The organism is Bacillus cereus G9842 (genome assembly GCF_000021305.1).
In the GTDB taxonomy this organism is placed as follows: Bacteria; Bacillota; Bacilli; order Bacillales; family Bacillaceae_G; genus Bacillus_A; species Bacillus_A thuringiensis_S.
The window spans coordinates 4,566,563-4,584,167 of sequence record NC_011772.1 but is presented as its reverse complement, the minus strand read 5'-3'; the positions used below and the strand labels follow the sequence as shown (position 1 = coordinate 4,584,167).

The following is a 17,605-nucleotide window of genomic DNA, read 5'->3' as shown; positions in this document are numbered from 1 at the left end:
AGTGATTGTAAATGTAATATTCTAATTATTTAGCGAAAAAGGTACTCTTTCATTAAGTTTTATAATCTCATTCGGATGATCTGGTAATGAAGAGGTTTTTTAGTTGAATGTAAATAGAAAAAGGGAAGGTATAGATTATGTACAAATAAATACGTTGTAAAAATAATGTTAAGAAAAGGAGAGTACAGCAAAGAAAAATGAGTTATGGGATAGAATGTAGTGTTTTTAAGTGTTAGAAGAAGGGGGAGGTTTTTATTAATGTGGATAAAAAATGGATGGAATTCTAGAGAGGGGGTTAAGTTTTATTAACTATAGACTTGCAGTTCTTTTTTATTTTGTTACATTGGCCTGTTTCTATGCATATAATCGGGTTGTATTCAATAAAAAAAGCCCAGGCTCCTTGATAAACAAGGTTCCTAAGGCTTTTAATACTACTCTTTGCAGAGTACCGAGATTAACGAGAGTAGAACTCTACGATTAATGCTTCGTTGATTTCAGCTGGTAACTCAGCACGCTCAGCGTGACGAGTGTAAGTAGCTTCTAATTTGTCAGCATCGAAAGTTAAGTATTCTGGTACGAAGTTGTTAACTTCGATCGCTTCTTTAACAACAACAAGGCTGTTAGATTTTTCGCGAACGCTGATAGTTTGGTTAGGTTTTACACGGTAAGATGGGATATCTACGCGAGCGCCATCAACCATGATGTGACCGTGGTTTACTAATTGGCGAGCTGCACGACGAGTGCGAGCTAAGCCCATACGGTAAACTAAGTTGTCAAGACGAGCTTCAAGAAGGATCATGAAGTTTTCGCCGTGCTTACCAGGCATTTTACCTGCTTGGTCAAATGTGCGACGGAATTGACGCTCAGTCATGCCGTACATGTGACGAAGTTTTTGTTTCTCTTGTAATTGTAAACCGTATTCTGAAAGTTTCTTACGTTGGTTAGGACCGTGAGGACCTGGTGCGTAAGGGCGTTTTTCTAATTCTTTTCCTGTGCCGCTTAGAGAGATTCCAAGACGACGAGACAGTTTCCAAGCTGGACCTGTATAACGAGCCATAGTTGACTCCTCCTTTAAAAATGTTTTTATTTACGTAAAATAAAAACAGACGTAATCGATATTTACGGGCATTTTGTTTTCATGTACCTTCGCTCCAGCAGCAGGGAGTTACGAGATACACCTCCGTAGAGGAACAAAATACAAACGATAAACTCACATTACAAGGCTGCCTTTTTATTTTACACAAACGCTATTATATCTTTTACCCAGAGTTTCGTCAAGCGAGTACGTTTTTGTTTTATGCATATAAATTTTGGAAATTAATATAAGAAGGAATTTAAAACAATATAAAAGAAGAGATAGAAACACAAATAAAACGCTTACATAAAATGTAGTAAAAACGTTCATCAGTTTTTATTGGTGAATATGCGGGATAAAAACATAAAGGGGATGTTTTTATGAAAAAGAAGCATATGGAGACAGCGTTAATTCATCACGGTTATACACCTGAGGAACATAAAGGAAGTTTAACACCACCTTTATTTCAAACTTCTACATTTACATTTGAGACTGCGCAGCAAGGAGAGGCGAGTTTTGCGGGAGTGGATCCATCTTATATTTACTCACGGCTTGGAAATCCAACTGTGAAATTATTTGAAGAACGTATGGCGGTGTTAGAAGGAGGAGAAGAGGCACTTGCCTTCGGATCTGGTATGGCAGCTATTTCAGCAACTTTAATTGGTTTTTTAAAGGCTGGAGATCATATTATTTGTTCAAACGGATTATATGGGTGTACGTACGGTTTTTTAGAAGTGTTAGAAGAAAAATTTATGATTACGCATTCGTTTTGTGACATGGAGACAGAGGCTAATATTGAAAATAAAATTCGTTCGAATACAAAGCTTATTTTCGTTGAAACACCGATTAATCCAACAATGAAATTAATCGATTTAAAACAAGTGATTCAGGTTGCGAAGCAAAATGGCTTACTTGTCATTGTTGATAATACGTTTTGTTCGCCTTATTTACAAAGACCGCTTGAGCTTGGCTGTGACGCTGTTGTGCATAGTGCGACAAAATATATTGGTGGCCATGGTGACGTTGTAGCGGGTGTAACGATTTGTAAAACGAAAGCGTTAGCTGAAAAGATTCGCCCGATGCGAAAAGATATCGGCGGTATTATGGCGCCGTTTGATGCGTGGTTATTATTACGCGGGTTAAAGACGTTAGCAGTAAGAATGGATCGTCATTGTGATAATGCAGAAAAAATTGTATCGTTCTTAAGAAAACATGATGTGGTAGAAGATGTTTGGTATCCAGAAGGGGAGTTAGCATCTCGTCAAATGAAACGCGGGGGCGGTGTTATTTCTTTTTCAGTAAAAGGCGGAAAAGAAGAGACGCAAGCGTTTATTAATGATCTTCACTTTATTACAATTGCGGTAAGTTTAGGCGATACAGAAACATTAATTCAGCATCCAGCAACGATGACGCACGCTGCGATTCCGGCTGAACTAAGAAAAGAAATGGGCATTTTCGATAATTTAATACGCTTATCGGTCGGTTTAGAATCGTGGGAGGATATCGTTTCTGATTTAGAGCAGGCATTAAAGAAAATATCTACTGTTAATCAATAAAAAAAGAGTGAGCTATCGGTTTTGTACAGGACGTACTAAGTCGATAACTCGCTCTTTTCTTTTTACATATGTTTTAGGAGTGTCTCCACAAACTTTTCTAAATAGTGCTGATCTACTTCATCAAAACGATTTTTTTCAGGACTATCAATGTCAAGTACACCAATGACAGCTCCTTCTTTCACAATCGGTACAACGATTTCCGAATTAGAAGCACTATCGCAAGCGATGTGACCTGGGAATTGGTGAACGTCCGCTACAAGCTGAGTTGTTTTCGTTTCAGCTGCTACGCCGCAAACGCCTCGTCCAAATGGAATGCGTACGCAAGCAGGCATTCCTTGGAACGGTCCAAGGACAAGCTGATTTCCTTCTGTTACATAAAAGCCAACCCAATTAACGCGATCTAAAAATTGGTTTAATAATGCGGACGCATTTGATAAGTTTGCGACTACGTTTGATTCGCCAGTTAATAACGCATCCAGTTGTTTAATTACTGTCTCATATTGCTGCACGCGAGATCCTGCATAACTTTCTTTAGTAAACATGGAAACAGCTCCTTTTTTATCGAGATGTGTAAAATATTAGCAAAATACGATGTATTTCACATGACTTTGTCGATAGAAAATTAAAGGAATTTGTCTTAAAAGTCAAGAAATTTAAACTATAGCTGTTCATTGAGAGGAAGTGAGCGCATGAAGCAGACGAAACAAAAAGTAATTGATGCGGCAATATCGTTGTTTAATACGAAAGGTTATGATGGAACGTCGGTGCGAGACATTGCAAAGCGAGCGGATGTGAATGTAGCGAATATTTCATATTATTTTGCTGGGAAGCAAGGTTTATTAGAACAGCTTATTACTGATTTTTTAGAAGGGTATATTCATGTGATTGAAATTTCGTTTGAACAGAGAGAGTATTTGTCGGCTAAAGATGTGATGGTGCAAATGGTGCGTGGGATGTTACGATATCAATTTGAAAATAGAGAACTAACACGTTTCTTCTACCGAGAGCTTTCGCTTGATACGACATTAATTCGTGAAGTGATGACCGTTTATTTTTCTAAAGAAAGATATTATATAGAGCAAATTATTAGGCAAGGACAAATAAAACAAGAATTTCAGAAAGTATCATTTACAATGTTTATGACGCAATTAAAAGGCATGATAAATATGCCGTTTTTATATCCACAATATATATCAGAAGTACTGCATTCTTTCCCGTCTGAGACATTTTTCATAGAAATGTACACGAAAGAGATTGAGCAATGGATGGAACAAGCATTATGTAAAGCGAATATGTACCATGAATGGCCAAGAGCTGTTCATATGTGAAGAATCCCCACCTAACGAACTGAGGTGGGGAGTTTTATGTTTATTTTTCTTTGCCATAAATTGTTACATAATAGCGCGATAATTGTTAACGTTGCTCCAGCGATTTCAATTTTATCGACTGTATAACCTCGAAAGATAGAACCTATCAGTGCAAGAATAGGAACTAAATTCATAAATAATATGCCGTTAATAGATGAAATATAGCGATTTCCCATATTCCAGCAAAATACAGCGATAACTCCTGCGATAATCGACATATAAAAGAGCTCAAAACGAACGCTCACAACTTTACGCAGTGACGGCATAGTAACTATATTTGTGTACGTTAAGAAAGTAACAATAACGATGAGTGAAATGGAGCCAAATAAACAAGTTAATGTCGTGTACCTAAGTGGTGACCAGGATTGAAAACGAGCACCTCCGTTTGTATAAATGACCCAGCAAGTAACGCCGCATAGCATTAATATGTTTGTCGATAAGTGGCTTGCAGCTCCAAATAATAAGTGAATATTTCCTTTTGAAATGACAAGCATCACACCAAGTAATGCAACGAACATACAAAGAAATGTGTAGTTTTGTGGGCGACGATTTTTCGTTACCCATTGCAGTGATAAGGCGATCAGTGGCATAAGAGACTGAATCATAGCTGCATGAATTGCTCCGGAAGGTCCAGCAAGTTGTTGTCCGTAGAAAACGAGAAAACCATATCCTGCGAAACCGACTGTCCCGTAAAAGAACAGAGAAAGTGTTCTTTTTTCTAAGCGGAGTGAAGTCTTCCCTTCAGTAATTAATAGCAAAATAAGAAAAATAATAGCTGCTGATCCATAGCGAATCGTTGTGAAGAAGAACGGATCGATAAATTGCAGAGCATTTGCCATTACAGGAAACATAAATCCCCAGGCAGTGACGGCGAGTAAGCATAGAAAGGATCCGAGTAGCATTTGTTTTTTGTTCAAGAGTATCTTTCCCCTTTGCATTTCGTTATAGTAAGTTGATGAAATAAGTATAAAGAGTAATTGTTTATAGGAGGAAATATCGATTTCTTATAACGGTTATAACTTTTTGTTAGAGGTGTGTACGATGGATTTGGAGGCAGTACGATCGTTTATCGAAGTGAAGCATACGCGAAGTTTATCAAAGGCAAGTAAAATTTTACATATATCTCAACCAGCGCTTAGTAAGCAAATTCAAAAGTTAGAAGCGGATTTAGAGGTTACTTTACTTAAGCGTTCTGCGCAAGGAGTGGAGTTAACGGAGGCAGGAGAGTTATTTATAAAAAGAATGCTACCGATTTTGGAACAAATAAATGAAGTGAAAACAGAAATGAGGGGGTATCAAGAGAACCGAAAGTTTTCAATTGGTATACTACCGAGTTTAGCAGAGCATTACATATTAGAGTGTAAAGATGTATTAGGTGATGAGTTCGAAGTAGAGTGGCAAATCGGACATACGGAAGTATTAAGAGATTTATTTAAAGCGCGGGAGATCGACGCGATGTTCATCGATTCAGTAGTAGAAGGTGCTACGTATATAAAAGAAGTGCAACAAGAGAAAATTGTTTGTGTCATTTCAAATAATCATCCGTATAAAGAGAAGAAAGTCATTCAAATAGAAGAGCTGCAAAATGAAAAATTAATTGTATATCCAGAAATATGCGATGTAAGGAAAATGATTATGAACATGTTTCATGAGATAGGTGTAAAACCAACTATAGCTGTGGAAACATCTTACGCAGAACCGATGCTTGCAATGGTAAAAGCTGGCCTTGGCATTACTTTACTTCCAGAAAGGGCAGTAGAGCAGTCTGTAAGGCAGGGAAATGTACATGGAATTTCTGTTGAACCACCACTCATGCGGAAAATTTATTTCGTATCTCATACGAAAGATTGTTTGTTATTACAATCATTTGAGGATAGGTAGTGAGGTAGGCGGAATATTGAGAAAGATTACAATCGCATTGAAAGAAACATGAAATTTTAAAAAAAACTAGGTCAAAAACAAGCCATTACATGGTATGATTAGTACATTGTTAGTTGTTAAATATAGGGGAATTCCCTTTTTATACATAATGCCTTCCATTTCATAAACGGAACGGACAAAAAAAGAGATATAACTAGGAGGCTTTTTTGCATGGATTCTATCCTGACGATCGTTATCATTGTAGTAAGCTCTATTCTAGTGCTGCTCATGATAGAGCTTGTGATAAGAAATCGTTCATATAAAGATATTGAAGCACTGGAGCAGTGGAAACAAGAGATAAAAGATAAACCTGTGGCAGATGAACTAAAACGGGTAAAAGATTTAAACATGACGGGTCAAACAGAAGAACTGTTTGGTAAATGGCGTGAAGAATGGGATGAAATTGTATCAACAACCCTTCCGAAAGCTGACAAAGATTTAGCGCAAGCGCGAAAATTCGCCTCGCAATTCTCCTTCCGAAAAGCAAAGCATGCGATGAACGAATCCATAAGTGGTTTAGATGACGCTGATAATCGTATTACAGGTGTTTTAAATGAATTACAGCAATTGTTAGAAAGCCATGAGAAAAATAGCTCGGAAATTGAAGGGTTACGTGATACATATCGTAGTATGAAAAAGAGTGTTCTTGCTCATAGACATATGTATGGGGCAGCAGAGCAGAAAATCGAAGAGATGCTAGACGCTGAATCTAATAAATTTAAAAGTTTTGAAGAAGCAACAGATAATGGTGACTACTTAAAAGCGAGAGAAATTGTTATTAGTTTAGAAGAAGGTTTAGCTGGTTTAGAAATCATTATTCACCAAATTCCAGATTTATTAGTAGAGTGTCAAGCGACGCTACCAGTTCAACTGGAAGATTTATTACAGGGTCATAATGATATGGTAAGACAAGGTTATGTATTAGAGTATTTGGAAGTCCCTAAAGAAGTTCGTGATATGACGACACAACTAAACACATGTTTAATGGATATACAGGAGCTTCATATAACAGAAGCGGCTGAAAAAGTGGAAGACTTAAAAACTCGTTTAGATGGTTTCTATGATCAACTTGAGCAAGAGGTGCATGCGAGACATTATGTGGAGCAAAAAACACTTTCTGTTTATGAAGACTTAGAAGAAATACGTATCGAAACGATTGAAACGAAAACAGAAACACAACTTGTGAAACAAAGCTATCAATTGCAAGATAAGGATATTGAATCTCAAAAAGTAATTGAAAAGCAAATGCACATTTTAACGAAACGTTTTGAAATGCTACAATTACGCGTTGCTGAACAAGATATTGCCTTCTCTATTATTCGTGAGGAACTAGAAGAGGTTTATGAGCAATGTGAAACGTTAAAAATACTTCATGCAGAATATAAAGAGATGCTGCAAACGATGCGTAAAGAAGAATTTGAAGCGCGTGAGAAGTTACAAGAAATGCGAAATACTATTTTCGAAACGAAACGCTTTATGCAAAAGTCGAATTTGCCAGGTCTTCCAGAGAGTATTATGGAAGATTTAAAAAGGGGGCAAATGGCAATGCAAGCTGTATATGAACAATTAGAAGTGAAGCCGTTAAATATGAACGCTGTAAATAGCAGTTTAGAAGAAGCATACACAACTGTGAACGGTGTAGCTGAAATGACAGAAGAGTTAATTGGACAAGCGTATTTAGTTGAAAAATTAATTCAATACGGTAACCGTTACCGCAGTCATGATGAAAGCCTTGCAGAAAGCTTAAATTATGCGGAGAAATTATTCCGTGAATATCAATACGATGCAGCTTTAGAACAAGCAGCTTCTGTACTAGAGCAACTTGAACCTGGTGTTGTTCAAAAAATAGCTGAATATGTAGACAATGAACAAACCCTTTCATAAAGGGTTTGTTTTTTTGTGTAATTTTGCAGGCGATGTTGCTATAATGAATAGCGGAATACAGTAAGGTTATTCGTTTCAAAATAAAGTGAAACTGTAATCAGTGGGGGGGGATTCATCCCCCACTGATTACTAGTTGAACCAATCGGGCATTTACGGGCAGTTGATCTCCTACCTAACTTCTTTGCTCTAGTTGAACTTTGAGGTGAGAGTCTTACTGCCCGTTAATGCGGGGTAAAGTGAAACTGTAATCAGTGGGGGGATCTCACTAATTATTATTATTCACTAATCGGGATAAAACGGAACCTTTGCGTAGTCTTAGCGTAATGACACGTATTTATGATATGATTATATGATGTGATAGCGCTGAAAGGGGAAGAACGATGATCTATTTTGATAATAGTGCGACGACGAAGCCATATCCAGAAGCTCTTCAATCGTACGTGACGGTTGCTGGGAAATATTTTGGTAATCCTTCTTCTATTCATTCGCTTGGAGGAGAGGCAGAGCGTCTATTAACACAATCAAGAACGATTGCAGCGCAGCTTCTTCACGTTAAACCTTCTGAAATTATTTTCACATCAGGTGGAACGGAAGGAAACAACCTTGCGATTAAAGGGATAGCAATGAGGAATCGTTCGCGCGGTAAACATATCATTACAACAAATATTGAACACGCGTCTGTGTTTGAGGCATATAAGCAATTAGAAGAACTCGGATTTGATGTAACATATTTACCGGTTAACGAGCACGGTGTTGTATCGGTAGAGGATGTAAAACGAGCAATTCGTGAAGACACGATTCTTGTATCAATTATTCATGTGAACAACGAAACTGGAGCAATTCAGCCCGTTGCTGAAATTGGAACTTTATTATCGAATCATCCGAAAATAAGATTCCATGTAGATCATGTACAAGGGATAGGAAAAGTACCGCTTGATTTATATGCTTCTCATATTGATCTTTGCTCAATATCTGGACATAAATTCCACAGTGTAAAAGGAACGGGTCTTCTTTATATACGTGATGGCGTAAGATTAGATCCGATTTTATCAGGTGGTCAACAAGAGCTTAAGTATCGCTCTGGTACAGAGAATTTACCTGGCATTGTAGCGATGGTGAAAGCACTTCGCATGACAATGGAACAAGTGAAAGAAAAGGTAGCTCATTTGCAAGGTTTACAAGCGGAGCTTGTCAGCTTCTTTAAAGAGATGGAAGATGTGACGATTAATACATCGCTTGCATATGCAGCACCGCACATTTTAAATGTATCATTTGTTGGTTTAAAACCAGAAGTAGTCGTTCATGCTTTAGAAGAACACGGTGTATATGTGTCAACGAAATCAGCTTGTTCTTCAAAAGCAAATGAAGTAAGCAGAGTGTTAGTGTCGATGGGAGTGCCGCATGCAGCAGCTGCAAGCGCTATTCGTATTAGTTTGGCACCAGATAACACGATGGAAGAAGTAAAACAATTTGAAGGTATTGTAAAAGAGACAATGCCAAAATTATATGAAGTGATGAGGTAAAGAAATATGATGACATATGAATATATTTTAGTGCGTTACGGAGAAATGACGACAAAAGGTAAGAACCGTTCTAAATTTGTAAGCACATTAAAAGATAACGTGAAGTTCAAACTGAAAAAGTTCCCAAACATTAAAATTGATGCAACGCATGACCGTATGTACATCCAGTTAAACGGTGAAGATCATGAGGCAATCTCTGAAAGATTGAAAGACGTATTTGGTATTCATAAGTTTAACTTAGCGATGAAAGTACCATCAGAATTAGAAGACATTAAAAAAGGTGCATTAGCAGCTTTCTTACAAGTAAAAGATGATGTGAAAACATTTAAAATTACAGTGCATCGTTCTGATAAGCGCTTCCCAATGAAGACGATGGAGTTACTTCCAGAAATCGGTGGGCACATTTTAGAAAATACAGAGGATATAACAGTAGATGTTCATAATCCAGATGTGAATGTACGTATAGAAATTCGCAGTGGTTATAGTTATATTATGTGTGGTGAGCACATGGGAGCTGGCGGTTTACCAGTTGGCGTTGGTGGAAAAGTAATGGTACTTCTTTCTGGTGGTATTGATAGCCCGGTAGCAGCGTACTTAACGATGAAACGCGGCGTATCTGTGGAAGCAGTTCACTTCCATAGCCCACCTTTCACAAGTGAGCGTGCAAAACAAAAAGTAATCGATTTAGCACAAGGGTTAACGAAATACTGTAAACGTGTAACGCTGCACCTTGTTCCGTTTACAGAAGTGCAAAAAACGATTAATAAAGAAATCCCATCTAGCTATTCAATGACGGTTATGCGCCGTATGATGATGCGTATTACAGAGCAGATTGCTGAGGAGCGTAACGCACTTGCAATTACGACTGGTGAAAGTCTTGGACAAGTAGCAAGCCAAACATTAGATAGCATGCATACGATTAACGAAGTAACAAACTACCCAGTTATTCGTCCGCTTATTACGATGGATAAATTAGAAATTATTAAAATTGCTGAAGAAATCGGCACGTATGATATTTCAATTCGTCCATACGAAGATTGCTGTACAGTATTCACACCAGCTAGCCCGGCGACGAAGCCGAAGCGTGAAAAAGCAAATCGATTTGAAGCGAAATACGATTTCACACCGTTAATCGAAGAAGCTGTAGCGAACAAAGAAACAATGGTATTACAAACGGTTGAAGTAGTGGCGGAAGAAGAAAAATTTGAAGAACTTTTCTAAAACCATAAATTACCATATCTAAAACGTGTATGAAGTCATGTTGTTTATCACACTCTATACTCACAAGGAGGTGATACAACATGTCACGTAGCACAAATAAATTAGCGGTTCCTGGTGCTGAATCAGCATTAGACCAAATGAAATACGAAATCGCTCAAGAGTTTGGTGTTCAACTTGGAGCTGATGCAACAGCTCGCGCTAACGGTTCTGTTGGTGGTGAAATCACTAAACGTCTAGTTTCACTAGCTGAGCAACAATTAGGCGGTTACCAAAAATAATCCCATATGATGGCTTAGAAAGAGCGGGTTCTCTCGCTCTTTCTTTTTGTTGTTCATATTAGTATAAATTCATTTCGACAAAAGCATAAAAAAATTGTCAAAAGAAGAGGGTTCAAAATTTACTGAAAATTCTTTATTATATAAGGGAGGCATAAAGAAAAAGGAGGATGTTTATGAAGAGAGAGGAATTGTTGGCACCACCATCTTATAATTTAGTTTCAGAAATAGAGAAATATACAGACGATAAAGAGAAGCTTGCTTTAATTTGGCAAGATGATAAAGGGAATAGACGAGAAGTTACATATTTTGAATTAATGCAAGGTGCAAATAAAATTGGAAACGCTTTTATAAAAAGTGGCTTACAAAAAGGGGACAAGCTCCTTATTATGATGCCGCGTTTAATTGAAGCGTACATGACGTATATCGCTGCGATTAAAGCAGGATTTGTCGTAATTCCAAGTTCGGAAATGTTGCGTAAAAAAGATATCGAATATCGAATTGGACATGGCGAAGTAAAAGCGATAGTAAGCTATGAGCCGTACATTGGACAGTTTGATGATATAGAAGCAATGGAATCTCTTCAAAAATTCGTCCTGAGCGAGCAGTCAGTAGACGGATGGATCAATTTAAAAACAGCATTAGAAACAGAAAGTGACATGTTAGAAATGGCGAAAACAGATAAAGAAGATATGGTCTTTTTATCTTACACGTCAGGGACGACAGGAAACCCGAAAGGTGTCGTTCATACTCACGCGTGGGCATACGCTCATTTACGTACAAGCGCCCCGAATTGGCTCGGAATTGAAGAGAATGATGTTGTATGGGCAACGGCTAGTCCAGGGTGGCAAAAGTGGATTTGGAGCCCGTTTTTAGCAACTCTCGGTTCAGGGGCAACAGGATTTGTGTACAACGGCAAGTTTGAACCGAAAACGTATTTAAATTTATTAGACGATAATAAGGTGAATGTGCTTTGTTGTACACCGACTGAGTATAGATTAATGGCAAAGGTAGAAGATTTAAGCCAGTACAATTTAGAGGCGTTACATAGCGCTGTATCCGCAGGTGAGCCGTTAAATAGAGAAGTTATTGGAACGTTCCAAAAGCACTTTGATATTACAGTAAGAGACGGCTATGGGCAAACGGAAAATACACTACTTGTTGGTGTAATGAAAGGGATGGATATTAGACCAGGATCAATGGGGAAACCAACGCCAGGTAACCACGTCGATATCGTAAATGAGGAAGGTATTCCAGTTAAAGTAGGCGAAGTTGGTGATATTGCAGTTCACATTGAAACGCCGGCACTCTTTAAACAATATTATAAAGACGATGAGCGTACAGCGATGCAATTCCGCGGTGATTATTATATTACAGGTGATAAAGCGAAGAAAGATGAAGATGGCTACTTCTGGTTTGAAGGGCGTGGTGATGATATCATTATTAGCTCTGGTTATACAATCGGGCCGTTTGAAGTAGAGGATGCGCTTGTAAAACATCCTTACGTAAGAGAATGTGCGGTTGTCGCAAGTCCTGATGAAATTCGCGGAAGTGTCGTGAAGGCATTTATCGTATTAAGAGAGAATATAGAAAAGAACGAAGAAACATTAATTCCAACACTCCAACAACACGTCAAAGAACTCACTGCACCATATAAATACCCTCGCAAAATTGAATTTGTAGATGAACTACCAAAAACGATTTCTGGAAAAATTCGCCGTATTGAACTTAGAAAACAAGAGATGGAGATTCCGTCAAAATAATTTTGAAAACAGTGAAGTAAATAGTTGAATGAAATGCAAAACAATGATAATATAAAAACGAACACAAGTTCGATTTTATAAACTTAAAAAAGAGGTGTCCGTATGATTTTAGGTATTAATCCGTACTTAGTTTTAGATGGTAGTGGGCAAGAAGCTGTACAGTTTTATAAAGAGGTTTTAGATGCAAAAGTAGAAGTCATGCAAACTTTTGGTGACATGCCTGAAAATCCAGAATACCCGATTCCAGCTGAAGCGAAAGAGCGCGTTTTACACGCTACTTTAAAAGTTGGTAATACGGATCTTATGATTTCTGATACATTCCCAGGTCAAGGGCATGCAATCGGATCTCAAGTAACAATCGCAATTCAAATTAGTAATGCAGAAAAAGCAAAAGAAGTATTCGATAAGTTACAAGAAGGTGGAGAGGTTATCATGCCACTTCAAGAAACATTCTGGAGCCCAGCATACGGACAAGTAAAAGATAAATTTAATATTGAATGGCAAGTTACAACGTCTACTACTGAACAAAAGTAATTTTTAGAAAAGCACCATGTTTTGAAATGGTGCTTTTTTTTATACAATAAAATAAAGGAGATGGGATATATGAGAGAAATTTGGTATGGCGGCACCATTTACACAATGCGAGAAAAGAATGAAAAAGTAGAAGCTATTTATGTTGAAAATGGCATAATCGTTGATGCTGGGAGTAAGGAAGAATTAGAAAGTAGATATTCAAACGTTAAGTTGCAGGACCTAAAAGGAAAAACAATGATTCCGGGTCTCGTTGATAGCCATATGCATCTTATTGGGCATGGGGAGAGATTACTCCGTCTAGATTTATCAAATTGTACATCTTATGGTGAAGTGCTTACTCTTGTTCAGAAGCGAGTGGAAGAAGCACCAAAGGGATCTTGGGTTATTGGAGAAGGGTGGAATGAAAATAACTTTACAGATACGAAAGATGTTCATGCGCGTGATTTAGATGAAATTTCGAAAGAACATCCCATTTTATTAAAGCGAGTTTGTCGTCACGTTACATGGGTGAATTCATACATATTGCAAGAAGCGAACATAACAGAAGCGACGCAAAATCCAAAAGGCGGGAAAATTGGCAGGGATTCATCAAATAAGTTAACAGGACTTTTATATGAACAAGGGCAAGAATTAATTAAACACGTTCAGCCAGAAATTGATGAAGCTTATTTACAAAGAGCTCTGCAAACAGCGATTAAAGATTGTTGGCAATATGGACTTGTTGGCGGGCATACGGAAGATTTAAATTACTATGGTGGCTTTAGAAAAACGCATAATGCGTTTTCTCACGTTATAAAAGAAATGCCATTTAAAGCACATTTGCTCGTTCATCATGAAGTAGCACAAGAACGAAAAGAATATGAAAATGAACATTATATTGAATTTGGGGCAATGAAAATTTTTTCTGACGGTTCTTTTGGCGGAAGAACAGCATTATTAAGTGAACCGTATGAAGATGCGAAGGAAACGAATGGGGTTGCAATTTTCTCACGTGAAGAACTTGCAGAATTAGTGAAGAAAGCACGAGACTTACATATGCCAGTTGCGATTCATACTATCGGTGACTTATCGCTTGAATATGTCATTAATGCACTCGAATTATATCCACCAGCAAAAGGGTTACGTGACCGTATTATTCATTGTCAGCTTGCTCGTGAAGAGTTGATTGAAAGAATGAAAAACTTGTCGGCTATTATCGATATACAGCCGGTCTTTCTTTCCTCAGATTTCCCGTCAGTCATTGAAAAACTAGGCGAGCGTCGTCTTCGTTATGCATACGCTTGGAAGACGTTACTGGAAGCAGGATTACGCTGCAACGGTGGGTCTGACGCACCAATTGAACAAGTGAATCCATTTTTAGGCATATATAGCGCTGTTACACGTAGAAGTTTTATTGACGATGTATGCTATATGCCTGAGGAAAGATTAACGGTATATGAGGCTGTTTCTCTATTTACAACAGGAAGTGCCTATGCAATCGGAAAAGAAGCGAAGCGAGGGCAAATTATAAAAGGATATGAAGCAGACTTTACGATATTAGACCGTAATATTTTTGAAATTGAGGCAGAAGAAATGAAAGAAGTACAAGCAGAAATGACCGTAATAGATGGCCAAGTTGTCTATAGAAAAGGTATGTAAAAATATATGAGCGATTATTGAAATATATCGACTTACCGACAAAAATAGCAACTAATAGTTAGAGAAATAAACAACCGCAGAATTATGGAATTCCATAATTCTGCGGTTATTTTAATTCTATAAAAACGTTCTTTGTACTTTTTCCCAGAAAGAGTTGTTTTTTAATTTAACTGTTTTAATTTGTTTATCGCTTAAGCGTACAACAGCTTTTTCCACTTGTTTAATGCTAAGCGCTTCGTTATCCATGCCGATAACAGGATAATCGTTACCGTCTGGTCTTAGTTTTAAAGTTAATGTACGTTCGTGATTTAAAATGAACGGTGAACCGAGCGTACGGTAAGTGTTGTTGTTTAAAGATGCTAGTTCGCTTACTTGGAAACATGGAATAAGTGGGTCAACAACTGCACCATGCAATGATTTATTGTAAGCTGTACTTCCTGTTGGGGTAGAAACTACTAAACCGTCCCCTCTAAATGTTTCGAAGTATAAATCATCAACGTGAACATCTACAACGAATGTTTTAATAATGCTAGAACGTAATGAGAACTCATTTAAACAATAGAAAGATGTACCATGATCTACATCTACCTGAATTGTTGGATATTTGCGCACTTCAATTTCATTTTTTGTAATTTCTTGAAGGGCTGTATCAATGTGATCAATGTGAAAATCGCAGTAGAACGAAGTTTCATCTTTCGTAGAAATCCCTGCGTATAAGCAATCTTCTCTAAAACCAGTTTTACGAACGGCTTGTAAGAAGGTTGCATCATCTCCAACACTGACGATAGCGTTTGCATTTTTTGGATGATCTAATATGGTAAATCCATTCTCTTCTAAAATACGATAGATTGGTTTCATTTTTTCAACGAGCGTTGCTTTGTCATCACCATAAAAGAAAAATAAATTGCGACGATCTGCCATTATGTATCCCTCCACTGCAGTTAAATTTTCTGTTTTTCGTGCTGCATATCATTAGAGTCCGTTCCCTGATGATATGTTCAAATAATATATTTCGATATAAATTGTCAAAATACCTTTTTATTTTTAGAAAAATTTTTATATTCAATCTTATAAAACTCTGTTTAACGATGAATAAACTTGTCGATAATGGGTATGGAGTGAAAGGATGATACGTATGAAGTGGCTCGTAATTGGAATAATAATTCTTCTCCTTTTTATTTTGCTTATACTATTGTCGAAAATATCGCTTAAGGTGACATTTTTATATTCAGAAATGGAAAAGCAATGTTTATTTCAAGTGAAAATATGGATGATTCGATATACATTTGATGTGTTGGAAAGAATTGAAAAACAGCAGAAAAAGACAGGACAGAAAATCGAAAAAGCTGAAGAGGACGGCGGACTAGATAATAAAATTATGGCGCAACTTGACAGTATTGGGGAACTGATAAAAAGGCTTCAAAAAGTTCATACTATCGTTAAAGATTTTCTCAAACGAGTGAAAATCAATGGTTGGAAATGGCATACGCAAATTGGAGCAGGCGACGCAGCTAGTACTGGAATTGTCACTGGATATGCATGGGGGACAAAAGGTATGGCTGCTGGAGTTGTCGGACAATATATGCATATTGTCGATGTACCAGAATTTGAAATTACTCCTGTTTTTCAAGGGAAGGGATTTGCATCAAGATGCGAGTTAACAGCATCTTTTCGTATATTCCGCACTATAAAAACAGCGATGAAATTGCTCATATTTATGAGGCAGCAAAAATCTGGTATGACAGAAAAATCTGTTCAAGCATAGGGGGGATATAGAATGGACCATCCAATTCAAGGTTTAATGACAACAGCAATGCAGCATTTAAAACAAATGACTGATGTAAATACAATTGTTGGTGACCCAATTAAAGCGGCAGATGGAAGTGTAATTCTTACTGTTTCGAAAGTAAGTTTCGGATTTGCTGCTGGTGGAAGTGAATTTGGTAGAGTAGAACATTCAGGCCGTCATCCATTTGGCGGGGGAAGTGGTGGAGGAGTTTCTATTAATCCTGTTGCCTTTCTTGTTATAAATGGAGATGGTGTGAAAGTATTGCACTTAGATAAACAAACACACGTCATCGATAAAATAATTGAATTAGCGCCACAAGCTGTTGATAAAGTGAAAGAAATGATGGATAAACGAAAAGAAGATGATCCTGAATTTCAAATTTAACGAATAAAGAAGCTAATCAATAGGTTAGCTTCTTTTATTTTTTTGTAAATAAAGCGATTTTATTTGCATTATCGATAGGGACAAACTATCATTTACATTGTACATATTTTGTTTAAATAAGGGAGGATTTTCAAGTGGCAAACGTAACTTTTAAAGGTAATCCAATGACTTTAGTTGGAACAGAAGTTAAAGTTGGCGATCAAGCGCCAAACTTCCAAGTATTAGCAAACGACTTATCTCCAGTAAGTTTAGAAACATACAAAGGCGAAGTAAAATTAATTAGTGTTGTACCTTCAATCGACACAGGTGTGTGTGATGCACAAACACGTCGTTTTAACCAAGATGCAGCAGGTATTGAAAACGCAAAAGTATTAACAATTAGCGCTGATTTACCATTCGCTCAAAAACGCTGGTGTGCAGCAAACGGTTTAGAAAATGTTGTAACACTTTCTGACCACCGTGACCTTTCATTCGGTGAAGCTTACGGCTTAGTAATGAAAGAACTTCGTTTACTTGCTCGTGCAGTATTCGTAGTAGATAGCAATGACAAAGTAGTTTACGTAGAATACGTAGGCGAAGGTACAAGCCATCCAAACTATGAAGCAGCATTAGAAGCAGCTAAATCTGCAAAGTAATGTGAAGGAAATGACCTCTTATAAAGAGGTCGTTTTTTCTC

17 protein-coding genes are annotated in these 17,605 nt (G+C 37.4%); 13 read left to right on the top strand and 4 right to left on the bottom strand.

Going from position 1 to position 17,605, the window contains the following annotated elements; translation table 11 throughout:
* Nucleotides 1-454: 454 nt before the first annotated feature.
* Nucleotides 455-1,057, bottom strand: coding sequence for a 30S ribosomal protein S4 (gene rpsD, locus BCG9842_RS23090; RefSeq protein WP_000135320.1), 603 nt, complete (start codon nt 1,055-1,057; stop codon nt 455-457).
* 398 nt (nt 1,058-1,455) lie between these two features.
* Here rpsD and megL point away from each other — a divergent pair, with 398 nt between their 5' ends.
* Complete coding sequence (gene megL / locus BCG9842_RS23085; protein WP_000726567.1) at nt 1,456-2,631, top strand: methionine gamma-lyase; 1,176 nt, start codon at nt 1,456-1,458, stop codon at nt 2,629-2,631.
* A 62-nt stretch (nt 2,632-2,693) separates the two neighbouring features.
* Here megL and BCG9842_RS23080 read toward each other — a convergent pair whose 3' ends face one another.
* The gene (locus BCG9842_RS23080) at nt 2,694-3,173 is read right to left on the bottom strand and encodes a GAF domain-containing protein (protein ID WP_000494339.1); all 480 of its coding nucleotides are present in this window, start codon (nt 3,171-3,173) and stop codon (nt 2,694-2,696) included.
* Nucleotides 3,174-3,320: 147 nt separating this feature from the next.
* Here BCG9842_RS23080 and refZ point away from each other — a divergent pair, with 147 nt between their 5' ends.
* Nucleotides 3,321-3,959 carry a forespore capture DNA-binding protein RefZ gene (gene refZ / locus BCG9842_RS23075; RefSeq protein ID WP_000814913.1) on the top strand — a complete coding sequence of 213 codons (639 nt, stop codon included), beginning with the start codon at nt 3,321-3,323 and terminating at the stop codon, nt 3,957-3,959.
* 11 nt (nt 3,960-3,970) lie between these two features.
* Here the strand turns inward: refZ and BCG9842_RS23070 are convergent, their stop codons facing one another.
* Complete coding sequence (locus BCG9842_RS23070; protein WP_001036055.1) at nt 3,971-4,915, bottom strand: DMT family transporter; 945 nt, start codon at nt 4,913-4,915, stop codon at nt 3,971-3,973.
* Between the two features lie 124 nt (nt 4,916-5,039).
* Here BCG9842_RS23070 and BCG9842_RS23065 point away from each other — a divergent pair, with 124 nt between their 5' ends.
* From BCG9842_RS23065 to BCG9842_RS23030, 8 genes are all read left to right on the top strand, one after another.
* Nucleotides 5,040-5,879, top strand: a complete 840-nt coding sequence (locus BCG9842_RS23065; protein ID WP_000362525.1) for a LysR family transcriptional regulator — start codon at nt 5,040-5,042, stop codon at nt 5,877-5,879.
* 210 nt (nt 5,880-6,089) lie between these two features.
* Nucleotides 6,090-7,802, top strand: coding sequence for a septation ring formation regulator EzrA (gene ezrA, locus BCG9842_RS23060; RefSeq protein ID WP_000377314.1), 1,713 nt, complete (start codon nt 6,090-6,092; stop codon nt 7,800-7,802).
* Between the two features lie 380 nt (nt 7,803-8,182).
* On the top strand, nt 8,183-9,325 hold the full coding sequence (locus tag BCG9842_RS23055) for a cysteine desulfurase family protein (RefSeq protein ID WP_000638973.1): 1,143 nt from the start codon (nt 8,183-8,185) through the stop codon (nt 9,323-9,325).
* 6 nt (nt 9,326-9,331) lie between these two features.
* Nucleotides 9,332-10,546, top strand: coding sequence for a tRNA uracil 4-sulfurtransferase ThiI (thiI, locus tag BCG9842_RS23050; protein ID WP_000989272.1), 1,215 nt, complete (start codon nt 9,332-9,334; stop codon nt 10,544-10,546).
* Between the two features lie 80 nt (nt 10,547-10,626).
* Nucleotides 10,627-10,824, top strand: coding sequence for an alpha/beta-type small acid-soluble spore protein (locus tag BCG9842_RS23045; protein WP_000091640.1), 198 nt, complete (start codon nt 10,627-10,629; stop codon nt 10,822-10,824).
* Between the two features lie 173 nt (nt 10,825-10,997).
* The gene (gene mbcS, locus BCG9842_RS23040; RefSeq protein ID WP_000817728.1) at nt 10,998-12,584 is read left to right on the top strand and encodes an acyl-CoA synthetase MbcS; all 1,587 of its coding nucleotides are present in this window, start codon (nt 10,998-11,000) and stop codon (nt 12,582-12,584) included.
* A gap of 102 nt (nt 12,585-12,686) precedes the next feature.
* Nucleotides 12,687-13,118 carry a VOC family protein gene (locus BCG9842_RS23035; RefSeq protein ID WP_000600368.1) on the top strand — a complete coding sequence of 144 codons (432 nt, stop codon included), beginning with the start codon at nt 12,687-12,689 and terminating at the stop codon, nt 13,116-13,118.
* A gap of 69 nt (nt 13,119-13,187) precedes the next feature.
* Entirely contained in the window at nt 13,188-14,756 is a 1,569-nt protein-coding gene (locus BCG9842_RS23030; RefSeq protein ID WP_001207088.1) for an amidohydrolase, read from the top strand.
* A gap of 117 nt (nt 14,757-14,873) precedes the next feature.
* On the opposite strand, the gene BCG9842_RS23025 is transcribed toward BCG9842_RS23030, so the two are convergent.
* On the bottom strand, nt 14,874-15,677 hold the full coding sequence (locus BCG9842_RS23025; protein ID WP_000785183.1) for an NAD kinase: 804 nt from the start codon (nt 15,675-15,677) through the stop codon (nt 14,874-14,876).
* A 205-nt stretch (nt 15,678-15,882) separates the two neighbouring features.
* On the opposite strand from BCG9842_RS23025, the gene BCG9842_RS23020 reads away from it, so the two are divergent.
* The 3 genes from BCG9842_RS23020 (at nt 15,883) to tpx (ending at nt 17,564) form a co-directional block, all read left to right on the top strand.
* Complete coding sequence (locus BCG9842_RS23020) at nt 15,883-16,521, top strand: DUF2953 domain-containing protein (RefSeq protein ID WP_000620652.1); 639 nt, start codon at nt 15,883-15,885, stop codon at nt 16,519-16,521.
* Between the two features lie 12 nt (nt 16,522-16,533).
* Complete coding sequence (gene ytfJ, locus BCG9842_RS23015; protein WP_000350007.1) at nt 16,534-16,929, top strand: GerW family sporulation protein; 396 nt, start codon at nt 16,534-16,536, stop codon at nt 16,927-16,929.
* A 134-nt stretch (nt 16,930-17,063) separates the two neighbouring features.
* Nucleotides 17,064-17,564, top strand: coding sequence for a thiol peroxidase (gene tpx, locus BCG9842_RS23010; protein WP_000024527.1), 501 nt, complete (start codon nt 17,064-17,066; stop codon nt 17,562-17,564).
* Nucleotides 17,565-17,605: the final 41 nt, after the last annotated feature.

Bases quoted from the DNA above. Each gene is read 5' to 3' on its own strand.
- rpsD (WP_000135320.1), bottom strand. From the start codon at position 1,057: ATGGCTCGTTATACAGGTCCAGCTTGGAAACTGTCTCGTCGTCTTGGA.
- megL (WP_000726567.1), top strand. From the start codon at position 1,456: ATGAAAAAGAAGCATATGGAGACAGCGTTAATTCATCACGGTTATACA.
- BCG9842_RS23080 (WP_000494339.1), bottom strand. From the start codon at position 3,173: ATGTTTACTAAAGAAAGTTATGCAGGATCTCGCGTGCAGCAATATGAG.
- refZ (WP_000814913.1), top strand. From the start codon at position 3,321: ATGAAGCAGACGAAACAAAAAGTAATTGATGCGGCAATATCGTTGTTT.
- BCG9842_RS23065 (WP_000362525.1), top strand. From the start codon at position 5,040: ATGGATTTGGAGGCAGTACGATCGTTTATCGAAGTGAAGCATACGCGA.
- ezrA (WP_000377314.1), top strand. From the start codon at position 6,090: ATGGATTCTATCCTGACGATCGTTATCATTGTAGTAAGCTCTATTCTA.
- BCG9842_RS23055 (WP_000638973.1), top strand. From the start codon at position 8,183: ATGATCTATTTTGATAATAGTGCGACGACGAAGCCATATCCAGAAGCT.
- thiI (WP_000989272.1), top strand. From the start codon at position 9,332: ATGATGACATATGAATATATTTTAGTGCGTTACGGAGAAATGACGACA.
- BCG9842_RS23045 (WP_000091640.1), top strand. From the start codon at position 10,627: ATGTCACGTAGCACAAATAAATTAGCGGTTCCTGGTGCTGAATCAGCA.
- mbcS (WP_000817728.1), top strand. From the start codon at position 10,998: ATGAAGAGAGAGGAATTGTTGGCACCACCATCTTATAATTTAGTTTCA.
- BCG9842_RS23035 (WP_000600368.1), top strand. From the start codon at position 12,687: ATGATTTTAGGTATTAATCCGTACTTAGTTTTAGATGGTAGTGGGCAA.
- BCG9842_RS23030 (WP_001207088.1), top strand. From the start codon at position 13,188: ATGAGAGAAATTTGGTATGGCGGCACCATTTACACAATGCGAGAAAAG.
- BCG9842_RS23025 (WP_000785183.1), bottom strand. From the start codon at position 15,677: ATGGCAGATCGTCGCAATTTATTTTTCTTTTATGGTGATGACAAAGCA.
- BCG9842_RS23020 (WP_000620652.1), top strand. From the start codon at position 15,883: ATGATACGTATGAAGTGGCTCGTAATTGGAATAATAATTCTTCTCCTT.
- ytfJ (WP_000350007.1), top strand. From the start codon at position 16,534: ATGGACCATCCAATTCAAGGTTTAATGACAACAGCAATGCAGCATTTA.